Source organism: Celeribacter sp., assembly GCF_048259695.1.
GTDB lineage: Bacteria > Pseudomonadota > Alphaproteobacteria > Rhodobacterales > Rhodobacteraceae > Celeribacter.
In genome coordinates this window covers 1-9,395 of the sequence record NZ_JBLXHL010000030.1, presented here as the reverse complement: position 1 = coordinate 9,395, position 9,395 = coordinate 1, and the positions used below count along the sequence as shown (strand labels likewise).

Here is a 9,395-nt window from a genome sequence, read left to right as displayed (position 1 = left end):
TGCGCCCCGTGAGAGCGGCGGGCGCAGTGCCGGAGGCGGTGACAACGTCGGGCGTTGCCGCGATCCATGTCCCGTTGCGGGTGGCGCTCTGGTTACGGACCTCGGCGACGTAATCTGCCCCCGGCACCAGGCCGGTGAAGACCAGCGAGGTGTCATCCTGCGTCTGGGTCAGGACGATCTCGTCGCCATTGATGTCGGTCAGCCGCGCGCGCTGCTGATAGATTTCGTCCTGCTCAGCCCAGCTGACGGTGATCTGGCCCTGCGCGCTGCTCACTGCGGTGACGCCAGTCACGTCATCGACCCCGTCATCAATGCCGGCGACTTCCGTGATCTCGGGCCGATCCGGCTCTTCGGTCACCGCGTCGAAATCGAAGTCAGACGCCTCGACCGATTGCGCAGTGATGTCGAAAGTGCCGATGCTGGTGCGGGCGAGCTTGCCGATCTCAAAGACGGCATCGATCCCGGCCTCGGCGTGCTCGATCTTCACGAAGCGCTTGCCGATCAGCTCGTAGCCGATCATCCCGATGGTGCCCTCGAGCTTCCAGCGCGCCCGCTTCATAAGACCGATGCGCTTGGCCACCCGCTGCGCTTGGTTGTGGTTGTCGATCGCGAAGAGCTGCGGCGTCTCGCGCACCCGGCGCGCCGCCTCGGTGAACACGTAGGCGCCGCCCGGGACCTCCCGGTAGTGGTTGTCGGGCTCGATGTATTCCGGTGCGATCTCGGTCGGCGCGCTGCTGCCGGTCTGCCCCTCGCTCGGACTGAGGCTGAGGAAGTCGGTGTCGGTCAGCGTCACATCCGGCGCGATGTAGCGGCCCACGTAGAAGCCCGCCTTGCCGTCCGGGCGCTCGTAGAGGAAGGCATCGCAGGCGGCGCAGAGCTGCGCGCGCTGGGTCTCGAAGTCCTGATCGTCGGAGATCACCGTGTTGATCGTCCAGCGCTTCTGCGTGGTCACACCGTCGCGCTGCAGGACGTCCTCATCGCAGACGTCCGCCTCGATCGCCACATCATCCCAGTCCACCTCGATGCCCTGCACCTCGGTGAGCCACCAGGCGATGATCAGGGCCGCATTGTTGGTGTAGCCGGTGCTGTTCGTGCGCGGATCGTAGATCCCGGTGAAGCCCTCGAAGACCGGGGCATAGGCCCAGATGACCTCGCCGGGGTAATATTCCTGCAGGTGCTCGGGGTTGCCCGGCGCCTTGCCGCGCACGACGCAGCCCGAGAGGCCCTTGAAGTCATGCGCCGAGGTCAGCTGCGGGAAGTTGGCGTAGACATCCGGGTGCAGCGACTGCCCGGGAGCGCCGAGGAAGGGCCAGAGCTTGCCCTTGCCGCCGACGTCGGGCTGGCTGATGCTGTTGTCGTCCGAGACGTTGAGCTCGGTGACCGGGCGCTCGTCGATGTAGTGCGTGACGATGCCGTTGATCGGGTGCGCCGCGATCACCACCACGTTGTAGCGGTACTTGCCCGACTTCTCGGTGAAGGCGAGGAAGCCGCCGTTGCGCACCTTGCCGAGCGCGAACTGTGCATAGGTCACCGGCTGCGCCGTATTGCGCATCTGCACCGAAGGCTTGGCGATGGCCGCCGCAGGCTGGAGCGACTGCGCGAGAAGTGAAAGGCCGATGCCAATCGTGGCGTTGATCACCGCGCCGCCAATGGCCGATGCCGCGAAGGTTGCCCCGGCAGTTGCCGCCGCGAACGCCCCACCTGCAGCCGCAACGGTCGCGGTGCTCGCCCCGGCCGCGCCGAGAACAAAGCCCAATGCCTGGGGTGCGTGGACCGGCCGCGGCAGAGACAAAGCCGTGGAGCTGCGCAGGTTATTCCGCATAACCCAGCCCCCAGATGGCGAACGGCCGCACGATCCGTGGATCGAGATAGGTCACGCAGTCCTTGCCTTTGCTGATCCACTGCCGGCCGAGCCAGATGGCCCCGACGGGGAAGCGCTCGCCGTATCGTGCACACACAGCCACGTCACCGCGCGACGGAGCGTCTACGCGGGGCAAGCCCCCGATGGTCGCGAAGCAGCGCTCATAAGCCCCCACAGGGTCCGTCACAACGCCGAGCAGCTTCTGGCAACTTGCCGGGCTATCATACATGCCGCGCACGTGCGCCATCGGGTCCGCGCCCTTCACACGCCACACCCAATCGGCGACAGTCGTGCCGCAGTCCATTTCGCCCCACTGGAATTCGCGCAGATTCCACCGGTTCATTTCCTGCATGAGCGCCGGCACGTGAACCTCGGCGGGGATGATGTCAGTCATTCCAGACGGTCCCCTTGAACTCGCTGGTGGGAAGAAACTCGAGCGAGGGGTTGGCCTCGCCGATCAGCTCGGCGTGCCCCTCGGTATTCATCGCGATGCGCCGCGCGGTGCGGCGCTTCTCGCTATACGCCTCGAAGCCGACCCAGATTTCGCGCTGCAGCGGACCGCTGAGCGTCTTGCCCATCGTCCGCATCGTGCGCCGGGCCCACTGCCTGGGCGCCACCGTCGGGGCCGAGAACTCGTGTGGGCCGGCCAGCGGCTGCACGAAGAAATCGATCGAGCGCCCGTCGAGATAGGCCGCGCCGTATTCCTTCAGGCTTTCGATCACGTTCGGCCCGTCCGGGTCCTGCAGGAAGGCCATGCCGACCTTGCCAGCCGGCGCCACGCCGTTGATCGCGCTTTCCATCCCCGAGAGGGTCAGCAGCTGCGAGCCGTACCAGGGACGCCCGAGGCTGTCGGTGAAGGTGCCATCGGTACCGATCATGAAGCGCGCGATCCCGTCCGGCGTGTCGAGCGCCACAAGGTCAAGGCCCCACACGACAGGGTTGCGCGGGTTGAAGCTCTCCGGAAAGAACGTCATCGGGCGAGAACCTCGCGGAACTCTATGCTGGGGGTGCTGATGAGGTGTTGGCCGTAGGCTGCGCGCCCGGCCAGATCGTCGGTGACCTCGAAGCGCCCGATGCCCACGAGGCTGATCGCGTCGCCCGCCGTGATCGCCGCGCGGAGGGGCATCTGGACGCCGACCAGATAAGTGTCCCCGCCCTCAGGGATGACATAGGTCACGCCCATTGGCCAATCGTCCGCGCTGATGATCTGCCCTGGCACGGGGACAAGCCCGAGCATGGGGACGGTCAATCTGACCTCTGACGCGCCCGCTGCTGCGCTCTCCGCAGCCTCCACGTAAGGCCCTGGGTAGAAACCCGATCCGGTCGAGAAGTAGGAGCCGGTCGAGAACGGATTGCCAAGCTGCACCTGCTGCGCCGACAGGACGGACAGGCGATTGAACACGGCGGGGTCAAGCATCGGAAGGCGGTAGATGCCCGCCCGGCCTTGCGCCGACCAGCGCAGCGCCCGCCACCGACCGATGAGCTCTCGGGTGAGCGTGGGATCGAGCGAGCCGACCCAGCGCGGGAAGCGATTGAAGACCACTTGCGTCGTGTCTGCCGTGCTTTCCGCGCCAGGCTGACCGCGCCAGTCGATGTCCCAGTTGAAGGACGAACTCTCGATGAGGTCCTCTGGCACTGTCACAAGGGGACGTGTCATCCGGTCGTGCCTCGCTCGCGGAATGTGTTCGCTGTGCTGCCGAACTGCCTTCTCTGCGCGGCACCAGCCGACGCGAGGCCCTGAGCCTGCTCGTAGCGCACGCGGCCCATGATTGAGCCGTTGTCGGATAGGAACAGCTCACCGCTGGTGAACTGCGGCTGTGCGCCCTGCCCGCCCAGCTGATGGTTGGGAACGACAACCCCAGACGTCTGCGGGACCATCAGCTCGGGCCCCTTCTCGCCGACAACATACGCCCTGTTTGCGCTGACCGGCCCGCCGCCGGCGCGGAAGCCGTCGATGATCGAGCCGATGAAGGTGCTGCCCGCGTCAACGCCGTCGGTCGAAATGCCGAAGGCCTTCAGGAGGGCGAGTTGCGCTTGCACCTTGGCAAACTCGATGAGCGCGTTCGCAGCCCAGTCTGAGATCGAGGTGCTGTTGTCGAAGAGCGCGTCGGCGAAGCCCGCCACGCCGTCCTGCAGGTTCTGAAGGCGATCGGTGCTGCCTTCGAGGTCGTCCATCGCCTTCTGATGGGCCTCGTCGACCATCGCCATGCCGACCGCGAAATCCGTTGCGGTGATCTTGCCCGCCGCCAGCGCGTCGTTGAGGATCTGCTGGTTGTCTGCATACTCGCCGTTGATCGCGGCCAGCGGGTCGAGGCTGCGCTTCAGGCGGTCGTAGGCGTCGGCGGCCTGCCGCGCCTCGCGCGCAGCCTTGTCCGCAGCGGTGGTGCCAGAGCGCGTCTTCTTCGCCGGCTTCCAGCCCTCGGCCTGCGGAGGGAGAAGACCGTCCCCCTGAAGTTCCACGTCATAGAGGTCGATCCCACCGCCCGCTGGGGCACGGGTCATGCCAGGGCCGATGGCGGCCAAGTCTTGCGCCCCACGATACGCCTGCCAAGCAGCGGCCGAGTTCTGCATATTGGTCGCGAGCCGGGATGCCTCGTCAGCCGCAAAAGATATAGGCGGAGCAATCTCGGTCTGAGAAAGAGCGAAAGCTTGCTTAGTCGCCTCCACTAGTTGCGCGTACAAGGCCTCCCCCTCTTCTTCCGCGTCGGCGAGGTTGTCGGACGCGTTGAAGATGTAACCCACAAGCTCCTGCATCGCATACGCCTGTGCCTTCGCCCCCTCAGCCTGACCAACCTCCGCAAATCGCGCCGCAATCTCGCGCGCAGCTTCCTCCGTCACGCCAAGGCTGTCTGCGAGGTCGTCAATTCCGCGCGACACGTCTCGCATGCTGGACAACTGGTCCCGCATCTCGCCGATGGCATCGTTGTTCCGGCGGAAGGCCTCATCTGACACCATGGTCTGAGCGCTGAGCCGGTCAATCTCGGCCTGAAGCTCAGCTGCAGCGGCCTGCGTGTCCCTGATCTGTGCCGGGTCCAGCCCGATAGCGCCACCCGCTCCAAGCTCGCTGGCAACCGTCCGCGTAACCGCCCGCATCGCCTCATTGGCACGCAGCTCAGCAATCTCGCGCTCGATCTGGAATAGCTCCCTCGCCTGCGAAGCCATCTCGCCATACTCATCTCCGAGCATGAAGCTCTGGCTCGTTTGGTCGTTCGCATCGAGGTAGCGTTTGGCCGCAGCTGCGAGGTTGTCGAGCTGGTCTTCCAGTTCCTTGCCAGCCTCGGCCGAGTCAAAAAGCGACATCGCCATGGGCCCCATGACTGCGACGACACCTCCGGCCAAGACCCCCCAAAGCCCGAAAACCGTCAGCATGTCCGCCGCCTGAATCGACAGAGCCCCCATGTAGTCACCTGTCACGGCGCCCTGCTGCCCCACCTGGTTCAGCTGATATGCGAACATTTTCGCGTTGTGCTGAGCCTGCGGCGACATCGTGGAGAAGCCCTTGGTGGCCTTTGTTACGCCATCGATTTCTTTTCCGGTAACGACAGCCTGATCCCCGAGACGATCAAGGTCAGTCGTCGCCTTGACGACTCCTCGGCTGTCGGCTTCGATGCCGAGACGTGCAATATCAACCATTTGGACCTCGGAGATAATTTATGCGAGTACTTGCAGTTGCTGCAGCACTTCTGGCGACGCCCGCACTGGCACAGCAGGCAGCCATCCTCGATTTCAACGGGTACACAGTGAAGGTGCAGGCTCAGCAGCAGGAAGCCGGCGGGATCCGAAAGCCGACGCAGGCGCTTTCAGATGCCCTAGCAGAGGACGCTTGCGCATCTGTCGAGAAGACCGCCCACTACCAGTTGTACCAAACTGACAAGGGGTTCGAGTTCCTAGTCACCTACGTCTGCTTGTGACATCGGGTGGATGCCGAAGGGGTCTTCTCCGAGGCTGATGCCTTCAAGGTAGGCGGCTGACATTTCCCTGATCAGGTGCCTCTCGGCCTCGCTCGCCCAAGGCGCAGCGATCGCGATTTCAGAGTATGCGACGGGCGACAGCCCCATACCGCTTGAGTGCGCCGGACCTACCCGCGTGAAGAGCGCGAGATAGTCAGACGCGGCCGGATGCACTTCGGGCAACCTGCCCTTCCCGCCGCTCTTCTGCATCCGGTTCAGCTCCCAACCCTTCGGTTTTGCGTGGAGCCAGCCAAGGCATTTCCCCCAGAATGTCAGTTCGCCTCGGCACTGGCGAAAAAACTCGCGCGATCTCCGGCGAAGGCTTCGATCTGCTCGATCACCCAAACCCAGCCAGGGTTCGCCATCAGGTCGCGCAGCTTCTCGACAGTGCCGGTATCGCCCGACCCACCTCGCAGGCCGGTGAGCGCGGCCTGAGCGCGCACGAGGCGCATTCGCTCGAGGATGGCAATCGCTGCTTCTTTGTCCTTTGCCCGGCTCGCCCGGCGGCGAAGCTCGCGCTCGGCGGTCTCCACCTCCTCGGAGTCGTAGCCTTGCACGGTCGGGAAGACGCCAAGCCCCTCCCCGGTGCCGGGGTGCTTGAGCTCGAATTCAGCGCCTTCGGTGACGGCGGCGCGGAGGTCAAGTTTCGACAGGTCCATGATCTACCCCTTATGCCGGCTCGGTGGCTTCGACAGCCGTGGCGTTCTGGCGGAAGCCCACCTGGAAGCCCTTGTAGCTGGTCGTCGATCCCTGGTTGCGCTGATGGCTGTGCGCGACACCCTGCGAATAGACGACAGGGTCTCCGGACTGCAGAGCGTTGTCCGTGCCGGTGCCATAGCCGACCTTGACCGCGCAGGTGCCGGGGTAGCTCTGGGCGGCGGCGATGAGGGCGGCCTGCCCGGCGTCGCTGGCCACGTCTTCGAACTGCGCCTGGCTATCCATGCCGGTGCCCGCGCCCTTCACTGCCTTGGTGAAGCCGGTGGTCAGGTTCGGCACGTCAATCATCGCATCGGTTTTGCCGAGCTGCGGCTCCTGAATCAGGCCGTTGACCTGCAGCCAAGTGAGCGCCTCGAACCCGGCAGCGTTGTTGGTCGCGGGAAGCGTGGTGGAGATGTAGAGCGTGGCTCCGATGTGGCTGTCCGACATGGTCTAAGCTCCTATGCCATGATGTCAGAAGGTGAAGGTGCCCCGGATGATGACCGGGACAGAGTAGACGCCGTCGGTCACCGGCAGCGCGGTGCGCGCCTCGGGCGCGCGGTCGATCTTGACGCCGTCGAATTTCACGCCGACCGGAAAGCGAGCGATGAGAGCCGCGACCAGAGCGTCGCTCTCGATCGCGTATTGGCCGACGGGCCATGCCTTGGTCTCCACGCGCACGACGATTTCCGGGAAGGCTCGGGTCTTACCCGAGATCGTCGCGGGCTGCTGCGCGCCGCCGGCGGCCTGAACCACGTAGCGCGGCAGGCCTTTACCAGGCCCGTTGGGCAAAGCGATGTTGGGCGGGTCGGCCATCGTGACCACCCGGCGGATGAGGGCCTGATGCCCCGCGGTGATGCTCATGATCAATCCTCGAAGAGCCGAGCGTTCTGGTCGACGATGACGCCCCAGTTTTGGACGGCGTGCCTCACGAAGAACCGGCCCTCGAACTTGCCGGTGGCGCCATATTCCATTGGTCTCGCGTGCTCCGCCGTGAAGACGATCTCGGCCACGTCGCCCAAGCGGAGCGTGCCGAGCGATGCCACGAAGTCCGGCGGCGCCTTGTTTGCGCCCTGCCCGGTGATTGCGCCGTTCACGCTGACCTCCACGCTGTTGATCAGCTCGCCGGTATCGACCGGGACGAGACCCACCTGGAAGGTACCGCCCGTGTCCGTCACGCTCGCCTGCCTGCGGGTCATGATCTCGCTCACGTCCTGAACCGACGCCTTGAAGACGAACTCCATGTTGGCCTTAGCCTTCTCCGTCATGCGCCGGACGTCGGCGGCGAAGGTCTGGGTCATGCATGCCTCAATGCGGAAGGGGCGGCCCCCGAAGGAACCGCCCTGCTTTGCTGCCGTTACTGCCTTGTCAGGCTCGCTTGAGCGCCTCGACCGCAAGCTCCAGCGCCTCGCGGTGGCCGTACTGGAAGTCCGCTTCGGTGCTGTCTGCGAGCAGCCACTCGAGCTGCGCAACGGCGCCATCATGCGTACGCGGCGTGGCTTCCTGGATGCGCTGCGCTAGGTCTTCGGCCTTGGTCCAGAGCGCCTTGTCGTCCGCGCTGCCCTCGGGCGCCTCACCCCACTGAGCGCGAACACACTTCCACCGGTTCAGGGTTGCACGGATCGGGTCTTCTTTCTCCGAGTTTGCGAAAAACTTTCCCCGCTCAGCAGTGGCTGGGGTTGCTACCGCGAGGGCGGCGACGTGCGCGGACTTGATAAATCCGCGCCGAGATGTCATGTTCAATGTGAAATTCCCTTTGCACGTGGATTTCTTAAGGTCGCTGGGTGAGGTCAGATGCTCCCGGCGGCCTTTACTTTTATGCGGATGCGTTAATTGGCATCCACTTTCTCTCCTTGCAGCCTCTGCCTTGATCGCGTTGCGAAAAACGTCCGGGAAACGGACTATGAAGCAGTCAGCCTCTCGGCTAGGCTATTTCTTCAGAACGCTCTCCTTGTGCTCGGCCGCCTCAACGTGATAGCGACTCGACATCATCACGTCAACGTCCCTCTCCATGGCTAAATCGAACCCATGTCTGAACATACCTATCCAAGCGATAAGCAAGACAAGTTCATGCTTCGCCTTCCAGACGGGATGCGGGATCGGATAAAGGCTGCAGCCGAGAAGAGCGGTCGGAGCATGAACGCGGAAATCATCCACCGGCTTGAGATGACGTTCGGTTTCCTCGAGATAGACCACATTCGTCCTATAAGCGAAGGAGGCACGTCAGACCTCTCAAATCTGAGGTTTGTAACTCCGAGCGAGCATCGTCTCATCCACGTCCTCGAACGTCTCGAAAAGCGCCTTGCTGAGGAAACTGGTGAGAGAGTGAAAGAACAGGCGCCCCTTCCGAAGGACGCGGATTGATCTGGCTTCGCCAGATCAGCGCCTCAAGCCGAAGCTGCCAGCCGGTCCAACTTCCGCCGCCACAGCATTACCGCTTTCCAGTCGATGCGGAACCGCGCCGAGCACCGGCAGTTCACCGTCTCTGCCGCCGGCGCATTCTCATCGTGAGGCCAGCGCATCAGCGCGCCCGTGACGGGCGAGACGAAGAACTCCCCCCACTTGATAGTATGACCGTTCAGCGCCCGATGGCTGTCCCGCGTGCGGGGCCCCGGGGTAGCGTCCCAGATGATGGTGACGTGCTCGGGGAGGATTTCCCCCCGCTGGATCATCTGGACCACACCCTCGGCGCGCCCGGCGTTCATGGCCCGGTTTCCCTCGGACCGGCTGATGGTCTTCGCCCGGGCACGCAGGAGGCGGTCTGAGTAGCGCCCGGTGATGCGCTCGATGTCGGCGACGCTCAACGGCTGGCCCGCCTCAATCGCCTTGCGCACGACGCTGTCGAACCGCTTGTCGCGCAGGGTGCGTGTGAAGTAGCGGACGTCCAG

General features: G+C 64.4%; 14 protein-coding genes. 2 read left to right on the top strand and 12 right to left on the bottom strand.

Annotated features, from left to right (window positions below):
* The 5 genes from ACN0Q0_RS16720 to ACN0Q0_RS16700 all read right to left on the bottom strand — a co-directional run.
* Positions 1–1,822, bottom strand: a 1,822-nt coding sequence (locus ACN0Q0_RS16720; RefSeq protein WP_417244402.1) for a hypothetical protein, incomplete at its 3' end; no start/stop codon positions are given.
* Complete coding sequence (locus tag ACN0Q0_RS16715) at positions 1,812–2,255, bottom strand: DUF6950 family protein (RefSeq protein WP_343502144.1); 444 nt, start codon at positions 2,253–2,255, stop codon at positions 1,812–1,814. The genes ACN0Q0_RS16720 and ACN0Q0_RS16715, both read right to left, overlap by 11 nt.
* Positions 2,248–2,835: a hypothetical protein gene (locus ACN0Q0_RS16710; protein ID WP_343502143.1), complete on the bottom strand. Its 588-nt coding sequence runs from the start codon at positions 2,833–2,835 to the stop codon at positions 2,248–2,250. The genes ACN0Q0_RS16715 and ACN0Q0_RS16710 overlap by 8 nt, the downstream gene beginning before the upstream one ends.
* Positions 2,832–3,518, bottom strand: coding sequence for a hypothetical protein (locus ACN0Q0_RS16705; RefSeq protein ID WP_343502142.1), 687 nt, complete (start codon positions 3,516–3,518; stop codon positions 2,832–2,834). Before ACN0Q0_RS16705 ends, ACN0Q0_RS16710 begins: the two co-directional genes overlap by 4 nt.
* Positions 3,515–5,494, bottom strand: a complete 1,980-nt coding sequence (locus ACN0Q0_RS16700; protein WP_343502141.1) for a hypothetical protein — start codon at positions 5,492–5,494, stop codon at positions 3,515–3,517. Before ACN0Q0_RS16700 ends, ACN0Q0_RS16705 begins: the two co-directional genes overlap by 4 nt.
* Positions 5,495–5,514: 20 nt before the next feature.
* On the opposite strand from ACN0Q0_RS16700, the gene ACN0Q0_RS16695 reads away from it, so the two are divergent.
* Positions 5,515–5,772 carry a hypothetical protein gene (locus ACN0Q0_RS16695; protein WP_343502140.1) on the top strand — a complete coding sequence of 86 codons (258 nt, stop codon included), beginning with the start codon at positions 5,515–5,517 and terminating at the stop codon, positions 5,770–5,772.
* A 311-nt stretch (positions 5,773–6,083) separates the two neighbouring features.
* Here the strand turns inward: ACN0Q0_RS16695 and ACN0Q0_RS16690 are convergent, their stop codons facing one another.
* The 6 genes from ACN0Q0_RS16690 to ACN0Q0_RS16665 form a co-directional block, all read right to left on the bottom strand.
* The gene (locus ACN0Q0_RS16690) at positions 6,084–6,470 is read right to left on the bottom strand and encodes a hypothetical protein (protein WP_343502139.1); all 387 of its coding nucleotides are present in this window, start codon (positions 6,468–6,470) and stop codon (positions 6,084–6,086) included.
* Positions 6,471–6,480: 10 nt separating this feature from the next.
* On the bottom strand, positions 6,481–6,957 hold the full coding sequence (locus ACN0Q0_RS16685) for a hypothetical protein (RefSeq protein WP_343502138.1): 477 nt from the start codon (positions 6,955–6,957) through the stop codon (positions 6,481–6,483).
* A 24-nt stretch (positions 6,958–6,981) separates the two neighbouring features.
* Complete coding sequence (locus tag ACN0Q0_RS16680) at positions 6,982–7,371, bottom strand: hypothetical protein (protein ID WP_343502137.1); 390 nt, start codon at positions 7,369–7,371, stop codon at positions 6,982–6,984.
* Positions 7,372–7,373: 2 nt separating this feature from the next.
* The gene (locus ACN0Q0_RS16675; RefSeq protein ID WP_417244401.1) at positions 7,374–7,808 is read right to left on the bottom strand and encodes a hypothetical protein; all 435 of its coding nucleotides are present in this window, start codon (positions 7,806–7,808) and stop codon (positions 7,374–7,376) included.
* A gap of 67 nt (positions 7,809–7,875) precedes the next feature.
* Positions 7,876–8,250 (bottom strand): hypothetical protein, encoded by a 375-nt coding sequence (locus ACN0Q0_RS16670; RefSeq protein ID WP_343502135.1) that lies wholly within the window; start codon positions 8,248–8,250, stop codon positions 7,876–7,878.
* 186 nt (positions 8,251–8,436) lie between these two features.
* Entirely contained in the window at positions 8,437–8,703 is a 267-nt protein-coding gene (locus ACN0Q0_RS16665; RefSeq protein WP_417244404.1) for a hypothetical protein, read from the bottom strand.
* Between ACN0Q0_RS16665 and ACN0Q0_RS16660 the strand changes: the two genes are divergently transcribed.
* Positions 8,599–8,871 carry an HNH endonuclease signature motif containing protein gene (locus ACN0Q0_RS16660; protein ID WP_417244403.1) on the top strand — a complete coding sequence of 91 codons (273 nt, stop codon included), beginning with the start codon at positions 8,599–8,601 and terminating at the stop codon, positions 8,869–8,871. The two genes, ACN0Q0_RS16665 and ACN0Q0_RS16660, sit on opposite strands and share 105 nt — an antisense overlap.
* 23 nt (positions 8,872–8,894) lie before the next feature.
* On the opposite strand, the gene ACN0Q0_RS16655 is transcribed toward ACN0Q0_RS16660, so the two are convergent.
* On the bottom strand, positions 8,895–9,395 hold a 501-nt coding region (locus ACN0Q0_RS16655; RefSeq protein WP_417244400.1), incomplete at its 5' end, for a phage minor head protein.

Excerpts from the sequence above, each read along its gene's own strand:
- ACN0Q0_RS16715 (WP_343502144.1), bottom strand. The coding sequence starts at position 2,255 with ATGACTGACATCATCCCCGCCGAGGTTCACGTGCCGGCGCTCATGCAG.
- ACN0Q0_RS16710 (WP_343502143.1), bottom strand. The coding sequence starts at position 2,835 with ATGACGTTCTTTCCGGAGAGCTTCAACCCGCGCAACCCTGTCGTGTGG.
- ACN0Q0_RS16705 (WP_343502142.1), bottom strand. The coding sequence starts at position 3,518 with ATGACACGTCCCCTTGTGACAGTGCCAGAGGACCTCATCGAGAGTTCG.
- ACN0Q0_RS16700 (WP_343502141.1), bottom strand. The coding sequence starts at position 5,494 with ATGGTTGATATTGCACGTCTCGGCATCGAAGCCGACAGCCGAGGAGTC.
- ACN0Q0_RS16695 (WP_343502140.1), top strand. The coding sequence starts at position 5,515 with ATGCGAGTACTTGCAGTTGCTGCAGCACTTCTGGCGACGCCCGCACTG.
- ACN0Q0_RS16690 (WP_343502139.1), bottom strand. The coding sequence starts at position 6,470 with ATGGACCTGTCGAAACTTGACCTCCGCGCCGCCGTCACCGAAGGCGCT.
- ACN0Q0_RS16685 (WP_343502138.1), bottom strand. The coding sequence starts at position 6,957 with ATGTCGGACAGCCACATCGGAGCCACGCTCTACATCTCCACCACGCTT.
- ACN0Q0_RS16680 (WP_343502137.1), bottom strand. The coding sequence starts at position 7,371 with ATGAGCATCACCGCGGGGCATCAGGCCCTCATCCGCCGGGTGGTCACG.
- ACN0Q0_RS16675 (WP_417244401.1), bottom strand. The coding sequence starts at position 7,808 with ATGACCCAGACCTTCGCCGCCGACGTCCGGCGCATGACGGAGAAGGCT.
- ACN0Q0_RS16660 (WP_417244403.1), top strand. The coding sequence starts at position 8,599 with ATGCGGGATCGGATAAAGGCTGCAGCCGAGAAGAGCGGTCGGAGCATG.